The sequence below is a fragment of the Micromonospora sp. NPDC047762 genome, assembly GCF_043204655.1.
GTDB lineage: Bacteria > Actinomycetota > Actinomycetes > Mycobacteriales > Micromonosporaceae > Micromonospora.
This window is the reverse complement of record NZ_JBIDCQ010000011.1, coordinates 196,327-220,934: the sequence shown is the minus strand read 5'-3', so window position 1 is coordinate 220,934 and position 24,608 is coordinate 196,327. Positions and strand designations below refer to the sequence as shown.

General features: G+C 70.0%; 23 protein-coding genes. 13 read left to right on the top strand and 10 right to left on the bottom strand.

Translation table 11 applies throughout. The features are described 5' to 3' along the window. Nucleotides 1-5: 5 nt before the first annotated feature. Both ACGF3C_RS29295 and ACGF3C_RS29290 read right to left on the bottom strand, forming a co-directional pair. Nucleotides 6-785 carry a hypothetical protein gene (locus tag ACGF3C_RS29295; protein WP_393226902.1) on the bottom strand — a complete coding sequence of 260 codons (780 nt, stop codon included), beginning with the start codon at nucleotides 783-785 and terminating at the stop codon, nucleotides 6-8. Between the two features lie 197 nt (nucleotides 786-982). After that, nucleotides 983-2,221, bottom strand: coding sequence for an MFS transporter (locus tag ACGF3C_RS29290; protein WP_393226900.1), 1,239 nt, complete (start codon nucleotides 2,219-2,221; stop codon nucleotides 983-985). 185 nt (nucleotides 2,222-2,406) lie between these two features. Here ACGF3C_RS29290 and ACGF3C_RS29285 point away from each other — a divergent pair, with 185 nt between their 5' ends. After that, nucleotides 2,407-3,120 (top strand): alpha/beta hydrolase, encoded by a 714-nt coding sequence (locus tag ACGF3C_RS29285; protein ID WP_357230395.1) that lies wholly within the window; start codon nucleotides 2,407-2,409, stop codon nucleotides 3,118-3,120. 67 nt (nucleotides 3,121-3,187) lie between these two features. Here the strand turns inward: ACGF3C_RS29285 and ACGF3C_RS29280 are convergent, their stop codons facing one another. From ACGF3C_RS29280 to ACGF3C_RS29270, 3 genes are all read right to left on the bottom strand, one after another. After that, on the bottom strand, nucleotides 3,188-4,951 hold the full coding sequence (locus tag ACGF3C_RS29280; RefSeq protein WP_393226898.1) for an alpha/beta hydrolase-fold protein: 1,764 nt from the start codon (nucleotides 4,949-4,951) through the stop codon (nucleotides 3,188-3,190). A gap of 407 nt (nucleotides 4,952-5,358) precedes the next feature. After that, nucleotides 5,359-6,921 carry an alpha/beta hydrolase gene (locus tag ACGF3C_RS29275; RefSeq protein ID WP_393226896.1) on the bottom strand — a complete coding sequence of 521 codons (1,563 nt, stop codon included), beginning with the start codon at nucleotides 6,919-6,921 and terminating at the stop codon, nucleotides 5,359-5,361. Nucleotides 6,922-6,993: 72 nt separating this feature from the next. Beyond that, nucleotides 6,994-9,819: a BTAD domain-containing putative transcriptional regulator gene (locus ACGF3C_RS29270; protein ID WP_393226894.1), complete on the bottom strand. Its 2,826-nt coding sequence runs from the start codon at nucleotides 9,817-9,819 to the stop codon at nucleotides 6,994-6,996. Nucleotides 9,820-10,004: 185 nt separating this feature from the next. On the opposite strand from ACGF3C_RS29270, the gene wrbA reads away from it, so the two are divergent. Beyond that, nucleotides 10,005-10,613: an NAD(P)H:quinone oxidoreductase gene (wrbA, locus tag ACGF3C_RS29265; RefSeq protein ID WP_387350143.1), complete on the top strand. Its 609-nt coding sequence runs from the start codon at nucleotides 10,005-10,007 to the stop codon at nucleotides 10,611-10,613. Between the two features lie 79 nt (nucleotides 10,614-10,692). Here the strand turns inward: wrbA and ACGF3C_RS29260 are convergent, their stop codons facing one another. Continuing rightward, a complete protein-coding gene (locus ACGF3C_RS29260) occupies nucleotides 10,693-11,295 on the bottom strand; it encodes a class I SAM-dependent methyltransferase (protein ID WP_357227407.1) in 603 nt (200 codons plus the stop codon). A gap of 185 nt (nucleotides 11,296-11,480) precedes the next feature. Between ACGF3C_RS29260 and ACGF3C_RS29255 the strand changes: the two genes are divergently transcribed. From ACGF3C_RS29255 to ACGF3C_RS29245, 3 genes are all read left to right on the top strand, one after another. Next, nucleotides 11,481-12,131 carry a hypothetical protein gene (locus ACGF3C_RS29255; protein WP_357227410.1) on the top strand — a complete coding sequence of 217 codons (651 nt, stop codon included), beginning with the start codon at nucleotides 11,481-11,483 and terminating at the stop codon, nucleotides 12,129-12,131. A 75-nt stretch (nucleotides 12,132-12,206) separates the two neighbouring features. After that, nucleotides 12,207-13,043: an alpha/beta hydrolase gene (locus tag ACGF3C_RS29250; RefSeq protein ID WP_357227413.1), complete on the top strand. Its 837-nt coding sequence runs from the start codon at nucleotides 12,207-12,209 to the stop codon at nucleotides 13,041-13,043. After that, on the top strand, nucleotides 13,036-13,626 hold the full coding sequence (locus ACGF3C_RS29245; protein WP_357227415.1) for a WHG domain-containing protein: 591 nt from the start codon (nucleotides 13,036-13,038) through the stop codon (nucleotides 13,624-13,626). Before ACGF3C_RS29250 ends, ACGF3C_RS29245 begins: the two co-directional genes overlap by 8 nt. Nucleotides 13,627-13,716: 90 nt before the next feature. Here ACGF3C_RS29245 and ACGF3C_RS29240 read toward each other — a convergent pair whose 3' ends face one another. Together ACGF3C_RS29240 and ACGF3C_RS29235 are read right to left on the bottom strand one after the other, a co-directional pair. After that, on the bottom strand, nucleotides 13,717-14,103 hold the full coding sequence (locus ACGF3C_RS29240) for a hypothetical protein (protein ID WP_393226891.1): 387 nt from the start codon (nucleotides 14,101-14,103) through the stop codon (nucleotides 13,717-13,719). A gap of 11 nt (nucleotides 14,104-14,114) precedes the next feature. Continuing rightward, nucleotides 14,115-14,543, bottom strand: coding sequence for a hypothetical protein (locus tag ACGF3C_RS29235; protein WP_357227421.1), 429 nt, complete (start codon nucleotides 14,541-14,543; stop codon nucleotides 14,115-14,117). Between the two features lie 81 nt (nucleotides 14,544-14,624). Between ACGF3C_RS29235 and ACGF3C_RS29230 the strand changes: the two genes are divergently transcribed. Beyond that, nucleotides 14,625-15,242, top strand: coding sequence for a TetR/AcrR family transcriptional regulator (locus ACGF3C_RS29230; RefSeq protein WP_357227424.1), 618 nt, complete (start codon nucleotides 14,625-14,627; stop codon nucleotides 15,240-15,242). A 9-nt stretch (nucleotides 15,243-15,251) separates the two neighbouring features. On the opposite strand, the gene ACGF3C_RS29225 is transcribed toward ACGF3C_RS29230, so the two are convergent. Next, nucleotides 15,252-16,136 carry a CDP-diacylglycerol diphosphatase gene (locus ACGF3C_RS29225; RefSeq protein ID WP_357227427.1) on the bottom strand — a complete coding sequence of 295 codons (885 nt, stop codon included), beginning with the start codon at nucleotides 16,134-16,136 and terminating at the stop codon, nucleotides 15,252-15,254. A 139-nt stretch (nucleotides 16,137-16,275) separates the two neighbouring features. Between ACGF3C_RS29225 and ACGF3C_RS29220 the strand changes: the two genes are divergently transcribed. Next, the gene (locus ACGF3C_RS29220) at nucleotides 16,276-16,590 is read left to right on the top strand and encodes a chorismate mutase (protein WP_357227430.1); all 315 of its coding nucleotides are present in this window, start codon (nucleotides 16,276-16,278) and stop codon (nucleotides 16,588-16,590) included. 19 nt (nucleotides 16,591-16,609) lie between these two features. On the opposite strand, the gene ACGF3C_RS29215 is transcribed toward ACGF3C_RS29220, so the two are convergent. After that, complete coding sequence (locus tag ACGF3C_RS29215) at nucleotides 16,610-17,404, bottom strand: IclR family transcriptional regulator (protein WP_357227433.1); 795 nt, start codon at nucleotides 17,402-17,404, stop codon at nucleotides 16,610-16,612. Between the two features lie 161 nt (nucleotides 17,405-17,565). Between ACGF3C_RS29215 and ACGF3C_RS29210 the strand changes: the two genes are divergently transcribed. From ACGF3C_RS29210 to ACGF3C_RS29185, 6 genes are all read left to right on the top strand, one after another. After that, nucleotides 17,566-18,813, top strand: coding sequence for a sugar ABC transporter substrate-binding protein (locus tag ACGF3C_RS29210; protein ID WP_357227436.1), 1,248 nt, complete (start codon nucleotides 17,566-17,568; stop codon nucleotides 18,811-18,813). Nucleotides 18,814-18,888: 75 nt separating this feature from the next. Then, a complete protein-coding gene (locus ACGF3C_RS29205) occupies nucleotides 18,889-19,842 on the top strand; it encodes a sugar ABC transporter permease (RefSeq protein ID WP_357227439.1) in 954 nt (317 codons plus the stop codon). Beyond that, nucleotides 19,839-20,669, top strand: a complete 831-nt coding sequence (locus ACGF3C_RS29200) for a carbohydrate ABC transporter permease (protein WP_196926036.1) — start codon at nucleotides 19,839-19,841, stop codon at nucleotides 20,667-20,669. Before ACGF3C_RS29205 ends, ACGF3C_RS29200 begins: the two co-directional genes overlap by 4 nt. Nucleotides 20,670-20,677: 8 nt before the next feature. Then, on the top strand, nucleotides 20,678-21,859 hold the full coding sequence (locus ACGF3C_RS29195) for a mandelate racemase/muconate lactonizing enzyme family protein (protein WP_393226887.1): 1,182 nt from the start codon (nucleotides 20,678-20,680) through the stop codon (nucleotides 21,857-21,859). Further along, a complete protein-coding gene (locus tag ACGF3C_RS29190) occupies nucleotides 21,856-23,058 on the top strand; it encodes a fumarylacetoacetate hydrolase family protein (RefSeq protein WP_393226885.1) in 1,203 nt (400 codons plus the stop codon). Before ACGF3C_RS29195 ends, ACGF3C_RS29190 begins: the two co-directional genes overlap by 4 nt. Continuing rightward, a complete protein-coding gene (locus ACGF3C_RS29185) occupies nucleotides 23,055-24,572 on the top strand; it encodes an aldehyde dehydrogenase family protein (RefSeq protein WP_357235019.1) in 1,518 nt (505 codons plus the stop codon). Before ACGF3C_RS29190 ends, ACGF3C_RS29185 begins: the two co-directional genes overlap by 4 nt. The last annotated feature ends 36 nt before the right edge of the window (nucleotides 24,573-24,608 follow it).

The following is a 24,608-nucleotide window of genomic DNA, read 5'->3' as shown; positions in this document are numbered from 1 at the left end:
CCTGATCAACGTCGTGGACGCGAGTGGGTGATCAGGAGTTGGCGGGGCGGAGGAGGGCCACGCTCGACGGGTCGGCTGGTAGCGCGCATGTCGACGGCGGTGACGGTGAGCCCTGCGCGCAGAGGCGAGGTGGGCGGCGGAGCTTCGGCCGTTGAGGTGGGTGAATCGGCGCCGCCGGCACCGACCCCGGTCGGTGCGGACGCGAGCGCCGGTACGAACGCCGGTGGCCCCGGTGCGGGCCGGGCGGGCGGGTTGGGCCGCTGTCCGGTGACGGCGGCCTCAGTCTTCCTCGCCTGCCTCGACGCCTCGCCGTCGGACGTGCTGTCCGCGCCGCCCCGGGACACTGTCGCCGGCACGGGCGTCTGCGGTGTCGGCGGTGGCTGCGAGTCGGCCTGTGCCTCCGGGGACTCCGAGGTGGACGGTGCCGGTGTGACCTTGGGCGACGACGAGGGGGTCCCAGCCGGCCGACTTGGCCGGGCGGTGGAGGGCTTGGCTGACGGCGTCGGCACCGTAACTGGAACCGCCGACGGCAGGGGCAGCGGGTCCGTCGACGGCAGAGGCACGGGCACGGAGACGACAGCGGTCGGCAGGGGCAGGGGGACGGTCAGATCCACCTCGACCACGTCGGCCACCGAAACCTTGATGGCCTCCGGCGAGGTGGCAACCTCCACCAGTGGGAGCCGCAACGGCGACGGGGTGTCGGCGTGGGCGGGGTCGGCACCCAGAGCCGCGCCGAGCGCCACCGCGCCGAGCGCCACCGGGGGGAGGCTGTGCCTCAGCCGCATCAGCCGCAGACTGCCGTCAGTGGGATCGCCAGCCCCACCTGGCCCGGGTCACCGGTTCGGTGCTGCTGGCCGTGCGGATGCCCCGCGCACCCTGCCGTTCCCTCCATGGCGGGTTCTTGCCCCGGGGGACTGAGGGGTACACCTCCTGTCGATATCCGGTGAGCGATGTGGGCAGATCGGGAGCGCATCCGGCTGGTTCACGCCCGTGCCTCGACGGGTGTCGGCGTGGCGTCGAGCGGCAGGTCACGCAGTCGCCGGATCGGCGTCGACAGGTAGATGATCGGGGACAGCACGGTGAGCGTCCCGAAGATCAGCAGGGTGGTACGGGCACCGAGGGGCCCGGCCAGGATGCCGGCGAGCAGGCCACCGACCGGGATGGCACCCCAGGAGACGAACTTGACCGTGGCGATCACCCGGGACAGCAGCTCCGGCGGGCTGGCGATCATCCGGTACGTACGGGTGGTCACGCTGAGCACCACAGTGGAACTCGCGAAGATGAGGTTTCCGACGGCGAAGGCCAGGAACGCGGCGGTGCCGGTGCCCAGCGGGATGATGAGCGCGCCGGCCACGCCGACGAAGGCCGCGATGATGAGGCCGCGGGCGGTGCCGAAACGGTTGGTGAACCGGGTCGTCAGCGCCGCGCCGATGAGCGTGCCGAGGCCGTCGGTGGCGATCAGCAGCCCGACCATGAGCGGCGACGCGTGCAGCTCACGCATCAGGTAGAACGGGAAGAGGGCCAGCATGGCACCGTTGACGAAGTTCGTCGCGGTGGCGTCCCACATGGCCGGTCTGATGATCGGGTGCCGGATCACGAAGTGCCAGCCCTCGCGGATCATCGTGGTCATCGGCGGACGCTCGGCCGGTCGCTGCACCCGCCGGGCTGGCAGGGTGCGCAGCAACGTGGCGGAGAGCAGGTAGCTGACGGCGTCCACGAACAGCGTCGGCACGGCGCCCAGCAACTGCACCGCGAGACCGCCCAGGGATGGTCCGCCCAGCGAGGTGGCGGCGTGCGTGCCGGAGGTGAGGCTGTTGCGGGCCTGCAACTGCGCGGCCGGCACGATCTCCGGCAGGAAGGTCTGGTTCGCCACGTCGAACAGCACGTTGGCGAAGCTCACCACCAGGGCGACAGCGATCAGTTGGGCCACCGTCAGCATGTCGGACCACCAGGCCAGCGGGATCGACGCGATGGCGAGGGCCCGGACCAGATCCAGGGCGACCTGCATGCCGCGCAGCGGCAGACGCTGCACGATCACGCCCGCCGGCAGGCTGATCAGGAGGTACGCCAGATAGCCCGCCGCCGTGATCAGACCCATCTCGAAGGCCGACGCGTGCAGCACGGTCAACGCGGTCAGGGGTAGGGCCAGCGCGCCGACCGCCGAGCCGAGTTGGCTGGTCGTGCCGGCGACCCACCACCGCCAGAATGCAGTAAGTCTCATAATGGAACTCACTATAGGGTCCGGCGCGCGGGCAGGCGACCCCGTGTATCCCGGGTGGTCATTGGCGGGCGGTCGGCGTCATCGGCGAGCCGGTCGGACCCGACGTTTCACACTCGCGTGACGGGTATCCAGGCGTACCAGTGCGACCTGCGGTAACAGCTTCACGGAGTGAGGGGGCACCTGTCATGCCTGATCCACAGCCCACGCTCGTGCTCGTGCACGGCGCATTCGCCGAGTCGGCGAGCTGGAACGGTGTGCTCGAGCGGCTGGGTGCCGGGTACGACTCGGTGGCCGTCGCGAACCCGCTGCGCAGCGTGGCGGGCGACGCCGCGTACGTGCAGGATGTCGTGCGGGGGATCGGCGGTCCGGTCGTCCTCGTCGGCCACTCGTACGGCGGCATGGTTATCACGCAGGCCGCAGCCGGCGACACCTCGGTGCGGGCTCTCGTGTACGTCAACGCCTTCGCCCCGGACACCGGTGAGTCGGCCTTGGCGCTCTCCGCGAAGTTCCCCGGCAGCACGCTCGCCGACACGCTGGTGCAGTACCCGGTGTCGAGCGGTGGGAACGAGGTGGCGATCGGCCAGGAGCAGTACCACGCTCAGTTCTGCGCGGACGCGTCGGACGACATGGCCGCGCTGATGGCCCGGACCCAGCGGCCGATCACCGAACAGGGCCTGGGCGACAAGCTCACCGGCGACCCAGCCTGGCGATCGCTGCCCAGTTGGTTCGTGTTCGGCGACGCCGACAAGAACATCCCCGCCGAGGCGCACCGGTTCATGGCGGAGCGGGCCAACCCCCGGGGGCAGCGCGAGGTCGTCGGCGGGTCGCACGCGATGGCGGTGGCCCGGCCGAGCGAGGTCGCCGAGACGATCATCGAGGCGGTTCGGGGCGTGAGCTGACGGTTCGGACGGACAGCCGGTGGTGGGCCAGCGACGAGAGGTCGCCGGCCCACCCCTGCCTGCTTGCCTAGCGGACCCGCAGCTGCTGGTGGACGGCAGCGGTGGGGGCGTGGGCCGCGTCACCGGAGTAGGCGACGTGCACCGGGTACACCCCTGCGGGCAGCCCGGCGGTCGGCAGCTCGACGACGGCTGTGCCACCACGGAGGGCAACCACCCGGGTGGTGCCGCCGAAGGTGACGGCTACCTCGCCGGTCACCTTCGGAGCCTTCGGGTGCGGCGACCGGGCCCGGACGTCGACGGTCAGCGTGAACGTGCCGCCGCGGACGACCGAGGCCGGCGTGGCCTTCGCCTTGACCGCAACCCGTCCCGGGCCTGGAGGCGTCAGGGTGACCTGGGCCGAGCGTGACCTGGTCGGGTCGACCACCGACGTCGCCACGACGGTCAGCGACGACGCGGTCTCCGCTGCGGCGACCGAGAGCAGACCCTCCGCGGAGATGCTGGTGTCGGTGGAGGTCGCTCCCTGCACCGACCACGTCACCGCCGGGCTCACACCCTCGTTGGTCGTCACCTGGGCGGTGAACTGCCTGGCCCAGTTCCAGCCCTTCGTCAGGTTCACCGTCGCGGGCGTCACCGACACGGAGTCGACCCCCGACCACAGGTGATCCCGGGCGAAGATCGTGAACAGTTGGCCCGCCGTCATCCCGTCGTGCGCGCCGGGGACCTGGGTCGTCGCGGCGGTGTATCCCCGCGCCCGGAAGTTGTCCGCGATGGCGTTCTGGGCGTTGAGGTTGCCCTCGAAGACGCCGTTGCCGAGGAAGACGGTGAGGTCGTCGTCCCCGACCGCGTTCGCGATGGTGTCGTAGTCCTGGGCGGTGAGCGACGGGTTGCCCGAGAAGTGTCCGTAGAACGCGAACGTGGTCGGGTAGTTCCTGATCACGACGCCGCCCGTCATCCCGCCGTACGAGAACCCCGCGTAAGCCCGCCCGGAGCGCTCGGTCGAGACGTTGTAGCTGCTCTCGACGAGGGGCAGGATCGTCTGGACCAGGTTGTTGGCCGCGTTGGTCTGGTTGTAGGACGCGAAGCCGAGACTGGTGCCCGTGAAGTGGTTGCCCATGGTGACGACCACGGTCGGCTCGATCTCGCCCCTGGCCGTCATGTTGTCCAGGATGTTCGGGACGTTCGCGGGGACCATGAAGTCGGTCTCGTCGCCGAAGATGCCGTGGGCGAGGTACGCGACCTTGTACGGCTCCGCGCGGTTGGCGTCGTAGTTGGCCGGCAGGTAGACGCCGAGGTAGTGGCCGCTGTCGCCAAGGATCGTGGTGTACGGGACGTACCTGACGGTTCCCCGCTTCGCGCGGTCGGCCACCGGCAACTCGTAGTCCGCACGCGCCTTCAGCACCGGGTCGTTCTGCTTCTTGGCGTACGGCACGTGGACGGCATCGAGGACGTCGTTGTTCCTGACCCGGAACGAGGCTTCGCCCGGCGGCCGAGGGTTCGTCGAGGCGGGGTCCCAGATGCGCTTGTTCTCCCAGCCCTGCGTCGGATCCCAGACGCGGTACCAGTAGCTGAGGCCCCCGGCGTGCAGCGGGACCGAGACCGACCAGTTCCCCTTCGGGTCCCTGGTCATGTCCCGGAGGAACTCGGTGCCGCCCGCGTGATAGCGCCCCGGCTGCCATTCTTCCGGCTGGTAGCGGGTGGTGCCGGTGCCGACGTCGAGCAGGGTCAGGTCCCCGGCGAGGCGGACCTGGGTGGCCTGCGGATTGCGGTAGACGAACGTGACGGTGTACCCGGTCGGTGAGTTGCGGTCCGCCTTGACGGTCGCACCCGGCACGGGGGCGGGCCTGCCGGCGGCGGCAGCCGGCGCGGGGACGACGGCCCCCGCAGCGAGCGCTGTGAACGCGAGAATCGAGATCGCAAGCCGGAGCCTGCGTCTTCCGGTCGTTTCCCTCATGCGCGAAGACTCCTTTGTGGTGGTCGCTCGTCGCGGTCTGGTCCGGTGTGGGGAGTTGAGGGGCTTCGGTGGTCGCTAAATCGAATTAGCATCGGGAGTGTGGCATGGGTACCCCTTTCGATGTCAAGGGTGCCCAGGTTCGGGGCCCGCGCCCGCCGCGATAGGTCCACCACCCCCGACCCGCGGGTTTTCCGAGCCTTATTACCGTCGCCGCCCAGCCGAGCGAGCGGCGACGCCCCAGCACCACCTACCGTGAGCTGGAGCGTCGCCGTGACATCGTCGGCGCGTCAGACCGGGGCGGCCGGGCAGCTCGCGCCGACCGGCGGCGTGGTTCTGGTGATGAGGTACCGCTCCACCTGACGACGGGTGCACTCGGTCCTCGGGTAGCTGGCGTGGCCCGATCCGTCGTAGGTGAGGAGGTGGCCCCGGCTGCCGAGCTGGCGCACCACCCGCTGGGCCCCCTCGTACGGGGTGGCCGGGTCGTACCGCCCGTTGAGCACCAGCAGCGGCGCGCTCGTCCGGACCTGCAGTCGATGTTGTGGGTTGGTCGCCGTCCAGCCCAGGCACACAGCGGCGAAGCGGACGGCCAACGGGGAGGCTCGCAGGTGCGGTGCCGCGGCGCGGGACAGGTCAAGATACCGGTTCCAGTCGGCGAACCCGTCGATCGGCAGCGACCAGTCCTGGCAGAACGCCGGTAGCGCGTACTCGGTCAGGTCCTCGTCGCCGTCGACCGGCACCATCGGGGACGCGAGTGAGGCCGGCTCGCCCCGCTCCAGGGCGAGCAGCATGGTCGCGAGATCGGCCCAGGTCGCGTCGAAGAAGTTGACGAACGTCGCGAACCCAAGCTCGAACCAGCTCAGCGGGGTGCCGGTGGCCGCGTCGACGAGCGTGCCGGCATCGGCACGGCGCATCAGCCGGTCGTAGAGCGCCGGCACGTCACGTCCGTGCAGCGCGCAGCCAGGGTTACGCTCGCACCAGGTCACGAACTCGTGGAACAGCGCCTCGTTACTGGCCGCGCCGCCGCGGAAGTATTCCCGGACCCCCTGGCTGTGGTCCATCACGCTGTCCATGACCAGGGCGCGGACACGGTCGGGGAACAGCTCGGCGTAGGACTGCCCGATCAGGGTGCCGTAGGACCACTGGTAGAGGCTCAGCTGCCGCTCACCGAGTGCGGCCCGGACGGCGTCGGTGTCGCGCGCGACGCTCACACTGTCCAGGTGGTCGAACAGTGGGCCACTGTTGGCACGGCAGTCGTCTCGCAACTGCCGGTTGTAGGTGCGGAGCCGCTCGAACTCCGCCGCGTTCACGGGTGTCAGGGAGGGGTGCTGACCCAGCAGCGCCGATGAGCAGCGCACCGATGCGCTACGGACCGTGCCCCGGGGGTCGAAGCCGACGATGTCGAAGCGGCGCAGCACGTCCGGCCCGAGCTGGCTGGCAGCCGTCAACGCCACGTCCACCCCGGACAGGCCGGGACCGCCGGGGTTGAAGACCAGGACACCGATGCGGGCGGCCGGGTCGGTGGCGGGCCGCCGGGCCAGCGCCAGAGGGAAGGTCTCCCCTCCCGGTCGGGCCCAGTCGACCGGCAGGCGCAGAGTGCCACACCGCGTGCCCGGATCGTCGGGCTGTTCCGGGCACGCCTGCCAGTCGATGCGACCGTTCCCACCGCCGGTGACGTCCACGGTGACCGGCCTGGCACCGCCGGTCGTCGGCGTGGTGCCCGCAAGCGACGGTGGGGCGTTGAGCGACAGGGTGACGAGGGCCGCGACGACGGCCGAGAGGCTGCCGAGGAGCCGCCGTCGTCGACGGTCGACCCCGCGCGGATGCCGGATGGTGGTTCTCTTCGTGGTCAACATTCGTCCAGCCTGCCGACGCCCGGTCCACGTCGGATCCATGCCGGTCCGGGGACGGCCGGCGCAGGACGTTCACTGGTACGCGGCCAGCCGTTCGGACAGCACCGCGGCCTGTGGATGACCGACCCGGTCGAGGATCGCCAACGCCTGCCGCCACAGGCCGACCGAGGTGTCGTGGTCGCCCAACGCCTGATGGGTGTCGCCGAGGCGGACGAGCGTGTCCGCCCTCCCGCACGGGTCCTGGACCTCGGAGTAGAGCGTGAGCGCGCGCCGGTAGCAGTCCGCCGCGCTCGGGTGTTTTTCGAGGCCGTGATAGGCGAATCCGAGACTGTCCCAGGTGTGGGCCGCGCCGAGCCGATCCTCGGCCTCCTCGTAGAGCGCGAGCGCCCGCTCGCAGTAGGCGATGGCGCGGGCGTGCTCGTCCAGCCGCGCATGGCTCCAGCCGAGCGCGTTGAGCGCCGCAGCCTCGCCGAGCCGGTCGCCGATGTGGCTGGCCAGTGCCAGCGCCTGCCTGGCGTGCGGCAGCGCCGACCCGGCATCTCCCTCGATGTCGGACAGCCAGGCGAGGTGCAGATGGGCGCTGACCTGCCCCGGGCGGTCGCCGGCCTGGTCGTACCGTGCCATCGCGCGCCGGAGGTGGTGGTGGGCCGCACCGAACCGGCGGTTCTGGATATGGGCCAGCGCGAGGTCCCGGTGGGCCAGCGCCTCGGCCTGTGGGTCGGCGCGGCGGCGCGCGACCGCGACCGCGATGGTCTGCACGGTGGCCAGGTCGGGCCACTGCGAAAGCCGCCCGAGCAGGGGAGTGAGGGCCTGGGCGAGCTGCCCGGCGTGGGCGTCGAAGCCGTGCGCGATCGCGTCGTCGACGGCGGCCAGCAGCACCCGCTGTTCCATGGTGAACCAGGCCAGCGCAGCCCGGTGGTCGGCGAACGCCGACGGTGACGCGTCGGTGGGCAGGGGCGGCGGATCGAGCGGCTGCCAGCCGGGGTCGACAAGCCTCGCCGCGTCACGAGCGACACGCAGATAGTGGTCGAGCACGCGCCTGCGGACGGCGTCAAGGTCGGCCGGAGGGTCGAGAGCGCGCGTCAGTTCCTCCCCGTACGCGCGGAGCAGATCGTGACAGCGGAAGCGGTTGGGGGATCGCTCGGCCAGCAGGTTCGCCCGGGCCAACTCGTCGAGCGCCGGCCGGATCAGGTGCGGTGGCGCCCCGGCGAGGCTGGCCGCCGCCGCCGCGCTGACGTCCGGGGCGGGATGCAGGCTGATCTGCCGGAACAGCCGGGCCGCGTCCGCGCTGAGCAGTCGGTACGACCAGGAGAGCACCGTGCGCACGTCGGTGGCGGCATCGTCGGTGGCCAGGGCGGTGAGCCCGCCCCGGCTCGCCGCCAGGTCGTCGGCGATGGCCTGGAGCGGAAATGTGGGCCGGGCGGCGGCTCGCGCGGCCACGATGGACAGAGCCAGGGGCAACCGCGCGGTACGTCCGATCAGCTCGTCGACCGCTGCCGGCTGGGCGATGACCCGCTGCGCGCCCAGTCGGCGGACGAGCAGTTGGCGCGCTTCGTCGTCGCTGGGCAGGTCCAGCGCGAGGAGATGGGCGCCATCGGTGGTGACCAGGCCGGGCAGGGTGTGGCGACTCGTCACGAGCACACCGCAGCGGGTCGACCCTGGAAGCAGCGGCCGCACCTGTTCCGCGTCGCGGGCGTTGTCGAGCAGCACGAGCAGCCGTCGGGCTGCGGTCAGGCCGCGGTACAGGGCGAACTGGGCCGCCGGCTCCGCAGGGATCTCCAGGAGCTTCACACCCAGGGCGGGCAACAGCGAACGTACGACAGCCGAGGGTGACGCCTCCTGCGTCGCGGTGCCGAATCCGGCCAGGTCGACGTGGAGCTGCCCGTCGGGGAAGTGATGCCGGTTGTCGTGGGCCCAGCGCAGCGCCAGCCAGCTCTTCCCGACGCCGCCCGTACCGGTGATGACGACGGTGCTGGCCGAGCGGGGGTCATCGAGCAGCAGCGAGGTGAGCCGGGCCAGCTCCCCGGCCCGGCCGGTGAACAACGTCGGTGGGGCCGGCAGCTGCCGGGGGACGAATCGCGGCGGGGTTCCTTCCGGTGGCCGCGGATCGGATGCCAACGGCTCCCGTTGCGCCCGCAGGATGCGGGTGTGCAGCTGTTGGAGATCGGGACCGGGCTCGACTCCCACCTCCTCGGCGAGGAGGTGGCGAAGCTGCCGGTACGTCGCCAGTGCGTCGGCACGCCGGCCGGTCCGCGCCAGGGCCACCATCAGTTGCCCCCATGGGCGCTCGCGCAGCGGGTCGTCGTCGACCTGGCTCCGCAGCGGTTCGATCACCTCGTGATGCTGTCCGGCGCGCAGTTTGAGGTCCACGACCTCCTCCACCAGGCTGGACCGCTGTTCTTCGAGGCGCGCTCGGACTGAACGCAACGCCCCCCAGCCGGGGAGGCCCGCGAACGGTTCCCCACGCCAGAGCGCCAACGCGGCCTCGAACGTCTCCTGGGCGGCTGACCAGTGACCCTGCCGCAGCGCGGAATACCCGCGTTGGGCCAGGTCGTCGAAGGCCACGCTGTCCACCGCCAGCCCGTCCAGGGCGAGACGGTAGCCGGTGGGCCCGGCGAGGATGGCGGGGTCGGGGAAGCCCGGGGAGCGCAGTGCCCGGCGCAGCGCCCAGACATAGGTCTTCACGTTGCCGGCTGCCGTCTTCGGTGGGCGCCCCTGCCACAGCTCGTCGACGAGTTGGTCGATGGACCACCCGGTGCCCGGCTGCGACATCAACACGGCCAGGAGGCGCACCTGCATCGGCGTGCCGAGGGCCAGCGGTTCCCCGCGGGCCGACCGCGCCTCGACCGGCCCGAGCAGTTGGTACCGCGCCGCCGGTGGCGTCCCCGCGGGGTCCATCACCTCATCGTAGGGGCGCGTGCATTCCGCCTCATCGGCTGGACGGCCGCAGCCCGCGCCCGTCTCCTGGTGTGCTCCGTCACGCAGGTGGGCATGGTCAGGAGGTTGGGACACCGCGAGGCGGCTGCTAATGTCGAGATTGTTGCGGCCGCAAATTTATCAGCGGCAACTACTTTCTGGGAAGGATGCCTCCGATGACCAAGCTCTCCGTCATCTACTACTCGTCCACCGGCACTCTGCACGCCATGGCCAAGCGCCTCGCCGAGGCTGGCGAGAAGGCTGGCGCCGAGGTGCGTCTGCGTCAGGTTCCGGAGCTCGCCCCGGCCGAGGCCATCGCCTCCAACGCCGCCTGGAGCCAGCACTTCGACGCCACCAAGGACGAGGCGAAGGCGACCGCCGACGACGTCGTCTGGGCGGACGCGGTGCTGTTCGGCACGCCCACCCGCTATGGCAACGTCGCCAGCCAGCTCAAGCAGTTCCTCGACACCCTCGGTCCGCAGTGGGCGCAGGGCCAGCTCGCCAACAAGGTGTACGCCGGCTTCACCGCCTCCATGACCGCGCACGGCGGTCAGGAGTCGACCCTTCTCGCGCTCTACAACACCATCCACCACTTCGGGGGTCTGGTCGTCGCCCCGGGTTACACCGACCCGCTGAAGTTCGCCGACGGCAACCCGTACGGCGTCTCGCACGTCACCGGCGGCAGCAACGACGCCCCGCTGGGCGACGCCCAGTTCGCCGCGCTCGACCACATGGCCGAGCGGGTCGTCACGATCGCCGGGAAGCTCAACGCCTGAGTGCTGACGCCCGCCCGGACTCGGGTGCTCAGCTGGGCGAGGGCCGGTCTCCCAGACGGGAGGCCGGCCCTCGGTGTCCTCACACCGCGATCGCCGCGATGGCGGCAAGCAGCCGATGCTCGTCGGTGGCAGGCCGCCGGAGGCGTTCCACCTCGCGGAAACCGGCCCGGCCGAGTCGTTCGGAGACTTCGTCGACCGGCCAGCGGTAGGCGGTCAGGACCTTGTGGTCGAAGGCGCCGACCTCCTCGGCGTCGAAGACGCCCAGGACCAACCGCCCGGCCGGGACCAGCACCCTTCGGAACTCCTTGAGCATGCCGTCGAACTCGGGCGGCGGAAGATGAATCAACGAGTACCAGGCCAGGATGCCGTCGACGGAGTTCTCTGCGATGTCGAGGCGCTCCATCGAGCCGAGGTGGAACTCGACGCCCGGGTGGGCCGCCCGCGCATGGGCGATGAACTTGGGGACCAGGTCGATCCCCACTGCGTCAACGCCCAGCTCACAAAGGTATCCGGTGAGGTGGCCAGGCCCGCACCCCAGATCGAGCACCCGGCCGGGCCGGCTGCCCAGGTGTCGCCGGATGAGAGCGAGGTCGTCGGCGTCCACCTGCTGGCTCGTGCCGAACAGCTCGATGTAGAGCTCCGCGACGGACGTGTAAGCCTGTCGCACCGTGTCCGTTTCCATCGCGGAACTATACGGGTCATCGGGCCTTGCCAGGTCGGCCTACCGTGACGGGCATGACACGTCGAGCCACACTGGCCGGCATTTCTGCGGGCCTGCTCCTGCTGGGTTGCTCGGTTGGCGCACCAAAGGACAGTGCACCCAAGCCTCGATCCGCCCCGGCTTCGGCGGCCAGCGCCGATGCCACAATGACGGCCGAGGCGATCGGTCTGCTGCGGACGGGCACGGCGTTCGTCGATCGGACGAGTTTTCGCAGCGACGTCGATATCGCCAGTCAGATCGCGGCGCTGTCGCACAGCGACAACGTCCGCAAGCGCTCGATCGCCACCATCTCGGCACCGGGTGGGGTCATCGAGATCCGGATGATCGACGACGAGGTCTACATGAAGGCCGGTGCACTCCTTCGCGGTGTCGGCGACGGTTGGATGGTCCTCGACCCGGCCCGGTTGCCGCCGGACTTCGCCCTGAGCTTCGCGCCGGGCAGAAACGACTTCGGCGGCTCCGACCGCCTCATCGACGCGATCGTCACCGCACGGGTGAACGGCACCCAGATCACCGGGACGATCGACGTGAACCGGGTCGCCGCCGGTAACGGGATCAGCTTCCGCCCTCCTCCCGGTGGTGTCTTCCCGGACGGCGCGCGCAGCCACGCTTTCCGGGCGACGTTGGACACCGAGGGTCGGCTGGTCACCTTCCTGATCCCGGAGGCCAACGGGTTGCCGAACGCGTCCCTGCGCTACAGCGAATTCGGTACGACAGTCACTGTCGCTCGGCCGCTCGGGGCGGTCGCCGCCCCCGATGCCCTGTATCCCCAGCTCGGCATGGGTGGAGGGGAGTAGCGGTGACCGACACTTGCCCTTCATGGCTAATGCGGTTAGCCTTTAGCTAATCACGTTAGCTTGGTGGAGGACGTCATGACCGAATACCTGAACATTGCCGGCAACACCCTCGCGTACGAGGTGACCGGGCAGGGCCCGCTTGTCGTCCTGGCGCACGGCATGGGCGACAGCCGGCACTCCTACCGGTTCCTGGCCCCGGCCCTCGCCTCGGCCGGATACCGGGTCGCCAACGTCGACATCCGTGGCTGCGGCGACTCCAGTCTGGGCTGGGACGGCTACAGCCGCACCGACATCGCGGGTGATCTCGTCGCCGTCGTGCGCCACCTCGGAGGCCCGGCCGTGATCATCGGCCAGTCGATCAGCGGCGGCGCCGCGACCATCGCGGCCGCCACCGCCCCCGAGCTGATCACCGGTGTCATCGAGCTGGCGCCGTTCACCCGCGCGCAGTCCTTCGACCTGGGTGGGCTGGTGCGGGTGAAGCGTTTCCGCGCCGGATACCTCCAACTGGCGCAGGTGCTCGTCCGGGGCAGCGTGGCGAACTGGCGCAGGTACCTCGACGTGGCGATCCCCACCAAGCCCGCCGACTGGCACGGTGAGCTGGCGCGCATCGAGGCCAAGATGAGTGAGCCCGGCCGGATGAAGGCCCTCCAGTCCATGGCCAAGAGCAGCCCGGCCGACGCCGGTCGGCAACTGCCGAACGTCACCTGCCCGGTCCTGGTGATCCAGGGCAGCGTCGACCCGGACTGGGCCGACCCACGCGCCGAGGGTGAGCGCATCCTCGCCGACCTGCCGCGAGGGCTCGGCGAGCTGGCTGTCATCGAGGGCGCGGGCCACTACCCGCACGTCCAGACGCCCGACGAGGTCCTCGCGCTGGCCCTGCCCTTCCTCGCCCGGACGCTGACCAGTGCCTAAGGCGCGGCTCACCCCGGCATCGGTCACCGAAGCCGCCGCCGCGCTGGTCGACGAGGTCGGCTTCGACAACCTCAGCATGGGTTTGCTCGCCGAACGGCTGGGAATCAAGACCCCCTCGCTCTACAAGCACGTCGCCAGCCAGGCAGACCTGGCACACCGGATCGCCATCCTGGGGATGACCCAGGCCGGCGATGCCCTCCGTGACGCCATCCAGGGCCGCTCCGGCAGTGAAGCCCTCGCCGCCGGAGCGCAGGCGATGCGGACGTTCGTGCGGGAACACCCCGGCCGGTACGCGGCCAGCAACGCCGCCCGCCCGACCGGCCCGGACGACCCGTTCATCCCGGCCAGCGAGCGGGTGCTCGCCTCATGGGCGGCCATGCTGGGCGGGTACGACCTCGACCCCGGCCAGGTGATCCACGCCATGCGGACGCTGCGTAGCGTCCTGCACGGGTTCGCCACCCTTGAGGTGGCCGGCGGGTTCCAGATCGACGCGTCCGTCGACGAGAGCTTCAGCTGGCTGGTCAGTTTCATCGATCAGGGCCTTCGCGCCGGCGCCGTCAGTGGCAGCGACGTCGCGCACTGACACCGGGTCGCCTCGCGGATCGCCCGCCAGCGTCGGGTGACGGCGACGGGCGATCCGGCGCTTCCGCTCGCGGGGGGAGAAGCGGATCGGTCACGGCGCGGCCCGGGAGAACGGCTGCTCGTTCGCCGAGCCGTCGGGCCCGCTCGGACGCCGCCTGCCGAGGTGGAGGGCAGCTGCCGCGGCCAGCGCGGCCACGACGATCAGTGTGGCGAAGACCGGGTGCATGTCCTTGGACAGGCTCGGGGCGCGGTCGGGCCCGATGGCCCAGAGGATCAGCGGAGCGGCGTAGGTGGTGGCGAGAGCGATGGTCCAGCGACGTAGTCGGCGAAGGTGGGCGTGTCGCAGGCTGACGGTCAGCGCGAGGACGACCGGGACGATGGCCAGCATGGCGAACTGTCCGACGACCAGGACCGGGACCGCCCAGATCGAGATGGTGACGGTGCGGTCGACGCGGCGGAAAGGCGAGGTGGAGGGCATTGTCGTCTCCGTCATCGGGTCGGGTTGGTGGTCGCGGGACGCCACGCCAACCAGCCGCGGCACAGCACGTACGCGGCCGCGACGACGGCGACCAGCCCGAAGTCGATGACGGCCGACAGGCGGGCCTCCGGAACGTCTCCGATCAGCGCGCCGAACACGACGAGGGCGGCCTTGCCGGCGAGCACGATCTCCCAGACGCCGGCCGCTTGGCGCGGCCTGACCGCCAGCAGGGCGAAGAGCGCGGCGAAGATGCCGAAGCTGGAGACCCGCCAGCCCTCGACGAACAGGCGCTCGTCGCTGGCGTTGATGGTCAGTAGCACGCCGTTGACGAACGCGACGCCGGTGGCGAGGGACGCGAGGGCCGCCAGCGCACGGCCGGCAAGGTCAGCGCGGTGGGTGGGGACGGCGGTGTCGATTCGGGTAGCGGTCGCTGTGGTCATGAGAGGCTCCTTCTTGAGGAAACGTCCGTCAACTTACAGCCGTTAACTTACGCGCTCGCCTAACGCCTGTAAAGTCAAGGGGTGACCACACCGAGAACACGGGCCCGCAACAAGCGCGGCGAAGGTGCCCAGCTGCGCGACGAGATCGTCGACGCCGCGATGACGCTCCTGGAGGACGGAGCGCCGCAGGGTGTGACGCTGCGGGGGATCGCCCGGCAGGCCGGCATCTCCGCGCCGTCGATCTATCCGCACTTTCCGGACCTGGACTCGATCCTGCTCGCGGTCGCGCAACGCGCGTTCGACATCCTGGAGCAGGAACTGGGCACACCAGAGGACGCGGATCCGGTCGAGCGCCTACGCGCGATCTGCGCGGCCTACCTGACCTTCGCCGAACGCAGGCCCCACCAGTACCGGGTGATGTTCGGCGCCGTCTGGGATGCCGGGCAGGCCCTTGAGCGGGTGCCCGCCATGGCGGACGAGCTCGCCGTGCTCGGCATGGGGGCCTTCGAGGTCTTGCGGCGTAGGCTCGCGGACTGTGTCGCGGCGGGACGGTCGACCAGCGCGGACCCCTTCGGCGACGCGACAGCGCTCTGGGTCGGGCTGCACGGTTTCGCCCAGCTCCGCGTGGCAGCGCCGCTGTTCCCCTGGCCGCCGGAGTTGCGCGAGTCCATCATCGACCGGATGGCGTTGCTGCGCTGAGCGGGCGGCTCAGGCGTACGCCAGCAGGAAGTCGACGGTGCCCGTACCGCCGGGTTGACCGGCCGGGACGGGCAGGCCCGGCTCGCTGTTCAGGACGTAGAAACCGCCGCCGCCGACCAGGCGGGGCGTCACGGCCAGCATCTGCGCGGCCATGGCTGCTCCGGTCGGCCGCACGACGCTGTCCAGCAGGAGCCGGAAGAGGTTCCCGTTCAGGTTCGCGACGTGCAGAACCCGGTACGAGCGCGGGGCGGGCAGGCCGGTGCTCGTCAGGCCCCAGATCGGCACGATCTGGTTGCGCCACCGGTTCGGGTCGTTGCTGATCGCGCTGTCGTGGTTGTTCAGCTGCGTCTGGATCCCCGAGTGGATCCCGGCCAGGTGGATGTGGAGCTGGTCCTGCTGACGGATCGTCGGGTCGGCCGAGTTGACGCCCAGCCCGAGGTGGGGATAGACGACGTGCCCCGGCTGCCCCGGCTGGGCGTTGTCCCAGGCGTCCAGCCAGTAGTTCGGCGCGCTGGCGGTGGTGATGAACGGACACTCGATGCCGCTGATCCGGCAACTGGGCACGAGCAGGAAGTCGTGGTTCGAGCCCGACCCTCCATTGAGGACGACGTACGTGGGAGTGGTCCGCAGACACTGGGGAAATGGCGGGCCGGTCTTCGTGCCCTCGCAGACCTGGACCCGGTCCCACAGGTCGTACCTGCCACCGGTGTCGGCGGGGTAGCCGCACAGGGCCGAGGGTGTGGGGCAGGCCGCGGCGCCGGGGCCGCCGGGTGTCGAGGGGGACGGCGCGGGGGTCGGGCCCCCGTCGGCCAACGCCCGGTCCGCGCCGACCAGTCCCAGCAGTCCGGTGGCGCCGGCGGTTCCGGAGAGTCTGACGAACTGACGCCGTGGCATTCCGCCCATCGTCACCCTCCGTGGTTGCCGTGCCGAGGCGAACATGAACGTGTCGAGATTAGGGTGATAGCCGGCATTCGGCGCATCGGGCGGCGAAGGGGTCCCCTGATCGTGTCGCTGTCGTGCGACGATTTCCGGCGTGGCAGAGACCGCGACGACGTTGACGGCGATCCGCGCTCGGATTGACGAGCTGGATCGGGAACTGGTCGGGCTGCTCGCCCGTCGGGAGGAGCTGGTCCGGCAGGCCGCCCCGCTCAAGAGCGACGGTCAGGCCGTCCGTGCGCCGGACCGGGTGGCGCAGGTGGTGGCCCGGGTCCGCACGTTGGCCAGCGAGGCCGGTGCCGACCCGGATCTGATCGAACGGATCTACCGGGGCATGATCCAGGCCTTCATCGACATGGAGACCGACGAGCACCACCGCATCACCGGCGGGTCGGCGCCGAGAACGCGGTGATCGCCCGGGACGTGCGCGGTCAGGTCGCCGAGAGGCTCTCGCCGTCCGGGCTGGTCACGATGGGCGGCGGCGCGTAGCCGAGCTCGTAGGAAATCTTGTTGGCGGTCTCCAGGAGCAGCGGAAGGTTGCTCTTGAGCTGGTCGAGGCTCGCGATGACCTCGATCGCCGTGATCGAGGCAGCGGCGATGACCTGCCCCCGTGAATCCCTGATCGGCGCGGCCACGCACATCACGTAGGCGTCGTGCTCGCCGTTGTCCATGGCCCAGCCGCAGTCCTGGATGCGGGCAAGTTCGGCTTCCAGGGAGTCGTGGTCGGTGAACGTGGTGTCGGTGAACTTCTCGAAGACGACGTGGGAGAGAAGCCTGTCGCGTTCCTGCCGGGGGAGGTAGGCGAGGATGGTCTTGCCCACGGCGCTCGCGTAGATCGACACCGCGCGTCCCACCCGCGACGGCAGCTTGACGGCGTCGAACGCCGGGCTGTCGACCTTGTCGATATAGATGATCTCGTCGCCGGTCAGTTGCGCCAGGTGTACGGTGTGGCCGGTCTCGCGTTGCAGCGCACGCAGGTGTGCGGCGGCGGGCTGGCGAAGGTCCATCGAGCCGAGCGCGAGCTCGGACAACTCGATCAGGCCGCTGCCGAGCACGTAGGTGCCCGCGCCCGTCCGGCGGACGAAGCGCGCGGACTCCAGTGTTTGCAGTATGCGTAGCGCTGTGGACTTGTGGACGCCGAGCACGTCCGCAGCCTCCGTAAGGGACAGCGGGTGCTCCGCGGATCGACGGATGAGGTCGATCGCGCGGCGAATCGATTGCGCCAAGGCTGTGTCTCCCCTCGCGCGACGGTAGCGCCGTCGCTATCATTGCATATTATGCAATATAGATGACGCCATGCGCAATCGCCACTTGACACCGTTGCACATGACGCTACGATCGTTGCAATTTCATCGGCTTGACGTCATCTCGTAACAGTGGAGTAACGATGGGTAATAAGCGCGCTTATTTCGGCATCGCCAGGGCGACATGTGCCCTCGGCCTTGCCGCCACCCTCCTGACCGGTTGCGGCTCCGACGGCGACTCCGGCGACGGCGTCACCAAACTGACCTTCGCCGCCTCGACCTTCGGCGACCCGGGCCGCGGGCCCCTGTTGACGAAGTGGCTTGACGAGTTCAACCAGAGCCAGACCAAGGTCCAGGTCTCCGCCGCCGCGGTGCCGTACCCGACCTTCGGTCAGACCGTGCTCACGCAGATGGGCAGCGGCAAGGGCCCCGACCTGGTCCGCTTCGACATGCCCGAGTTCGAGGCGGCCTCGGACGCCGGTCTCGTCGCACCGCTGGACAAGGTGATCGACGCCAGCAAGTACGACCTGCTCAAGCAGCCCGACCAGTTCATGGTCCACGACGGTGTCCGGCACGGCGTCATCTTCGAAGCGTCGAACTACGCGATGTTCTACAACGCGGACCTGATCCCGACGCCGCCGACCAGCTACGAGCAGTTCACCTCCACCGCCAAGTCGCTGACCAAGGGCGACGTCTTCGGCCTCGCGTTCCGCCAGACGGAGGCCGAGGAGGCCGGTGTCTGGCAGGACATCTTCAACTACGTCTACGGCTTCGGCGGCGCGTGGTCCGACGGAAAGAACCTGACGATCAACTCGCCGGAGAACCTCAAGGGCCTGCAGGCGTTCAAGGACCTGTACGACGCGAACGTGATCCCGCGTGGCGCGGACGCTGCCACGTTCCGGCGGATGTTCGCCGAGGGCAAGGTCGGGATGGAGCTCAACAACGGCGGTTACGTGACCGCCACGCGTGGCCAGAACGCCAAGCTGAACTTCAACGTCGCGCCCATCCCGTTCCCGGTCCGCAAGCAGGGCGCGATCCTCGCACCAATCGTGATCAACGAGGCCAGCGAGGGCAAGGACGAGGCCGCCACCTTCATCAAGTGGGCGCTGGAGCCGCAGAACCAGGTGAAGCTGCAGGAGATCCTCGGCGCGAGCAGCGTCGCCACCACCACGCAGCGCAGCGCGGAAGCGCTCAAGGCCACGCCGTTCCTCCCCGTCTTCGACGGGCTCACCGAGTCCAGCCTGCCGCAGATCGTGCTGGGGTTCGAGGCCAAGACACCGGACATCCGCAAGGTGGTCGTGCAGAACGTGGTCGCGGCACTGCAGGGCAAGGCCGACCTCAAGTCGGCACTGGACCGCGCCCAGCAGCAGGCGACCGAACTGGTCCGCTGACCGCTCGACACGGCGACGCCGCCGACGCGACGATCCGTGCGTCGGCGGCGTCCTTCCCCCAGAAGGACCGATCCGATGACTGTGGTCGAGCAGACCGGAGTACCGAAGACAACACCCTCAGGCCGGCCCCGGCGTCGGCCCAGCCCGCTGGGTAGCAAGTGGACGCCGTACCTGTTCCTGGCACCCGCCGCACTGTTCATCCTCGTCTTCCAGGCCGTACCCCTCGTTCAGGAGGTGTACCTCAGCTTCACCAGGACGAGGCTGCTCAACCCCACCCGCAGTGAGTGGGTAGGGCTCGACAACTTCAACCGGATCTTCGGGGACCCCGAGTTCCACCGCACCCTGCTGATCACAGTCGTCTACGTGATCACCTGCGTGGTCGTCGCGATCGGCGCCGGACTCGCCGTCGCGCTCCTGCTCAACAGGAAGTTCCGCGGCCGTGGCGTGGCACGGGCGCTGGTGACCGTCCCGTGGGCCGCTCCGGGCATCGCGGTGGCGCTCATCGCCACCTGGATGCTCAACGCGCAGTACGGCATCGTGAACCGATTCCTCGATGCGGTCGGGCTCGGCGTCCCGGGTGGCGCCATCCTCGACAGCCCGCGCTACGCGCTCCCGGCGGTGCTCGCCACGACCATCTGGCAGCTCTTCCCGTTCACCTCCGTGGTGCTGCTCTCCGCCCTGCAGTCCGTACCGCAGGATCTCAACGAGGCCGCGACGGTGGACGGTGCCGGACGGTGGGCCACCTTCCGGGCTGTCACCTGGCAGGTCATCAAGCCGACGGTGGGTCTGTTGGCCCTGCTGATGACGATCTGGTCGCTGCGGCGGTTCGAGCTGATCTGGCTGATGACCAAGGGTGGGCCGGTCGGTGCCACCGAGACGCTCGTCATCGACCTCTATTCGCAGGCCTTCGACTCGAAGGAACTCGGTTCGGCGGCGGCCATCGGCATGGTCGGCGTCGTCATCTCGCTCATCGTCGTCATCGGCAGCCGCCTGGTCGCCCGCGCCGTGGAGAAGGGGGACGTCCGATGAGGCGCTTCCGTTTCGGTGTCACCGCACGGATCGTCGCCGTGCTCGTCGTGCTCGGTGTCGCGGTGTTCCCGCTGTACTGGATGTTCGTCACCGCGCTGTCCAGCAACAGCGACCTCTTCGCCGATCAGCCCCGGCTCACGCCGGACCTCGGCCAGTTCGGGGTCTTCGTGGATGCGCTCGCCGAGGGCAAGGCCGCCGGTTGGCTGCTCAACAGCCTGATCATCGCCGTCGGCACGATGGTGCTCTCCGTCGGCCTGGGCATCCCGCTCGGCTACGCGCTGTCCCGCTTCTCGTTCTGGGGCAAGGCCGTGCTGACAGTCGTTCTGCTGTTCACGCAGATGCTTCCCGAGGCGCTCATGGTCGTCCCGCTGTTCGCGCTGTTCCGCCGCTTCGAACTGCTCGACTCGCTGACCGGCCTCATCCTGGTGAACTCCGCCTTCGTCCTGCCGATCGTCGCGTTGATCCTCAAGGGCGCCATCGACGGCATCCCGAAGGAGTTGGAGGAGGCAGCGCGTGCCGACGGCGCCCGGCCCTTCACCACCCTGACCCGCATCAACGTGCCGCTCATCGCGCCGTCGATCGCGGCCACCGCTGTCATCGCGTTCTTCCACGCCTGGAACGAGTACGTGTTCGCTGTGACGTTCATCTTCAACCCGGACCTGCAACCCGCCTCCGTCGGCATCGCCAACTTCATCGGCGAGCTGGGTACACCGATCCAGACGGTGATGGCCGTCGCCTTCCTGTTCACGCTGCCGGCCGTCGCCTTCTACCTGTTGGTGCAGAAGTACGTGGTGTCCGGCATGACCGCCGGCGCGGTGAAGGGTTGAGCCGAAAGATGAAGATCGTCTCTGTCGACACACTCGTCGTCGACTTCTACCGTACGAACCTCGTCATCGTGCGGGTCCACACCGACGAGGGCATCGTCGGGCTCGGCGAGGCCACCCTGGAGGGCAAGGAACGTGCCGTCCAGGGTGCCATCGCCGAGCTGGCCGAGGCGGTGGTGGGCCTGGATCCGACTAACATCTCGAAGATCCTCTACGAGACCGCGCGGGACTGGTACTGGCGCGGCGGCCCGGTGATCATGACGGCGTTGAGTTCGCTGGAGATGGCCCTCTGGGACATCTCGGCGCGTGAGCTCGGCGTACCGGTCTCCCGGCTTCTCGGCGGCGCGACCCGCGACCGGGTCCGCGCGTACGCGAACGGCTGGTTCTCAGGTGCCGTCACGCCGGAGGACTTCGCGGCCGCCGCGCGCCGGACCGTGGAATCGGGCTTCCGGGGCCTCAAGTGGGACCCGTTCGAGAACTACGACCTGACCATCACCACCGCCCAGTTGGACCGGGTGCTGGCCCAGATCGACGCGGTCCGTGGCGCGGTGGGCCGCGAGGTGGAGCTGTTCGTCGAGGGGCACGGGCGCTTCGACGTCCGCCACGCCATCAAGGTGGCGAAGGAGATCGCCCAGTTCGACCCGGTGTGGTTCGAGGAGCCCTGCCCGCCGGACAACCTCGACGCGCTCGTCGACATCCGTCGCGCGTCGCCGGTGCCGATCGCGGCGGGGGAGCGGTGGTACGGGCGGCAGGGCTTCGCGCCGGCGCTGGCCCGCCAGGCGGTCGACTTCGTCCAGCCCGACGTGACGCACGCCGGGGGGATCGCCGAGCTGGCCTTCATCTCCACGCTCGCCGCGACCAGCTACGTGGGGTTCGCGCCGCACAACCCGAGTGGTCCACTCAGCACCGCCGCGACGCTGCAACTCGGGGCCACGTTGCCCAACTTCCGGTACCTGGAGATCATGGCGACCGACGTGCCCTGGCGCCCCGAGATCACCAACGAGCGGCTGGTGCTGACCGACGACGGCGACATCCTCATCCCGACCGGGATCGGCCTGGGCATCGAGGTGGACCTCACAGCGATCGAGCAGCATCCGTTCACACCACACCCGCTGCGGATGTTCCAGGACGCCGTCTTCGACATCCGTCCCGGCGACGAGCGGTCCTTCTTCAACCTGGAGAGCGACTCATGACGCTGCCACGGCCCCGAGGGTCGGCTGCGGACTGGGTCGGTACCGCCGCCGAGGCGTTGCCGGACGATGCCGACAGCGTCCTCATCGGCCGGATCTGGGACCCGTCCAGCGACGGACCCTCACCGGTGACCGTCCGCGACGGCGAGGTCATCGACATCAGCCACCGGTTCCCGACCGTCCGCGACATCTGTGAGCTGCCCGATCCCGCCGCGACAGTGGCTGGGCTCGACGGGCCGAGGGTTGGCGACTTCGCCGAGATACTGGCCAACACGGGGGCCGCGACCCGCGACCGTAGCCGGCCCTGGTTGCTCGCCCCGGTCGACCTCCAGGCGCTCAAGGCCGCCGGGGTCACCTTCCCGATCTCGATGATCGAGCGCGTGATCGAGGAGCGGGCGCGGGGAGACCTGGCGCTGGCGGCGGACATCCGGCACCGCATGCTCGCCGACGTCGGTGTCGACCTGCACAGCCTGGAGGCGGGCTCACCGGAGGCGGATCGGCTCAAGAGTCTGCTGATCGCCGAGGGCATGTGGAGCCAGTACCTGGAGGTCGGCATCGGGCCGGACGCCGAGATCTTCACCAAGGGGCAGATCCTCTCCGCCGTCGGCACCGCCGTTCCGGTCGGCGTGCTCGCCGCCTCGACCTGGAACAACCCGGAACCCGAGGTCACGCTCATCGTCCAGTCCAGTGGCCGGATCGTGGGCGCCACCCTCGGCAACGACGTGAACCTGCGCGACATCGAGGGCCGCTCGGCGCTCCTGCTTCCCCTGGCCAAGGACAACAACGCCTCCTGCGCCCTCGGCCCTCTGATCCGGCTCTTCGACGACCGGTTCGGCATGGATCGGGTACGCGAACTTGAGGTGCGCCTGGAGGTTCGAGGCGTGGACGGCTTCCACCTGGAGGCGGTCTCGGAGATGACCCAGATGTCGCGTGATCCCGAGGAACTGGTCCGGCAGCTGATCGGGCCGCACCACCACTATCCCGACGGCGCGGCCCTGATGCTCGGCACCATGTTCGCGCCCATCCAGGACCGGGACCGCCCCGGTGAGGGTTTCACCCACAAGGTCGACGACGTGGTACGGATCAGCTGCCCAGCGCTCGGGACCCTGGTCAACCGGGTGCGGCACGCGGAGGAGTGCGAGCCCTGGCACTTCGGCGTCCGCGATCTCATGGGCAATCTGGTGAGGAGAGGACTGCTGTGAACGTGGTCAACACTGTCGATCCGCGCGACGGTAAGAGTCGCGCGACGGATCTCACCGAGACCGACGAGTCTAGGCTGGAGGTGATCGCCGCTCAGACGTCGGCGGCGGCGCAGTGGCTGGCCGCCCGTGGGAGGCTCGGCCGAGCGGAGCTGCTGGACGCGATCGCCGCGTCGCTGGAGTCCCGCCGGGAGGTTCTGGTCGCTGCCGCGGAGGCGGAGACCGGGCTGAGCCCCGCGCGACTCAACGGGGAACTCACCCGGGCGGCGCTCCAGTTCCGGATGTTCGGCGAGGTGCTGCGCGACGGAGCGTACGTCGAGGCTGCCATCGACCACGCCGCCGACACACCACTCGGACCGGGTCCGGACCTGCGGCGGATGCTCGTACCCCTCGGGCCGGTCGCCGTCTTCGGCGCCAGCAACTTTCCGTTCGCCTTCTCGGTCGCCGGAGGTGACACGGCCGCCGCGCTCGCCGCCGGGTGTCCGACGATCCTGAAGGCCCACCCGTCCCACCCCCTGACCTCGCACGCCTCCGCCGCCGCGATCGAGTCGGCCGTCCGCGACCTCGGCGGGCCCGAGGGTGTCGTCGCGACCGTGTACGGGGAGCAGGCCGGCCGCTCACTGGTGCGTCACCCGGCGATCCGCGCGGCCGCACTGACCGGCTCGGTCAACGCCGCCCGCGCCATCCAGGCGGCCATCGACGAACGACCCGACCCCATTCCGCTGTACGCCGAACTGAGCAGCGTGAACCCGATCGTCGTCCTGCCCGACGCGGCCGCCGTTCGGGCAGACCAGATCGCCGAAGGGCTCTTCGGCTCCTTCACGAACTCGGGCGGCCAGCTGTGCACCAAGCCCGGCCTGGCGTTCGTTCCGTCGGATCCGGGTGGTGACGGCCTGGTCGACGCGCTGCGGGCGAAGGTCGACGCGTCGGGCGGCACGGTCCTGCTCAACGAGCGCATCCGGGACGCGTACGAGAACCGGTCCACGGAGTTCGAGCGGGCCGGCGCCCGGGTGTCGGCGCGGCCCAGTATCGAACCCGGGGCGGGCTTCACAGTGGCGCCGACCCTCCTGGAGGTCGGCCTCGCCGGGCTGAGCGCCGAGATCGCCGACGAGTGCTTCGGCCCGCTCCTGATCGTGGTCCGCTACGACGACGACGCCGACCTCGACGCCGCGCTGGCCGCCGTCCCGCCGTCGCTGACCGGTTCGCTGCACCGCGGACCGGGCGACGACACCGAGGTCGTACGTCGACTGGTCGACGTGCTCGCCGCCCGCGCGGGTCGCATCGTCTTCGACGGATACCCCACCGGTGTCCGGGTGTCGTGGGCCCAGCACCACGGTGGACCGTGGCCGTCGACGAACGCCGTGCACACGTCGGTGGGCGCCACGTCGATCCGCCGGTTCCTGCGCCCGCTGGCGTGGCAGGACGCGCCGGCCTGGATCCTGCCCGAGGAGTTGCGCGACGAGTACACCGCCATCTCCCGGCGAATCGACGGGAGGTTGCAGCCAGCGGTCGAATAGCCGCGTCCGCCGGCTTTTCCCGGGCGCGTTTCCGGG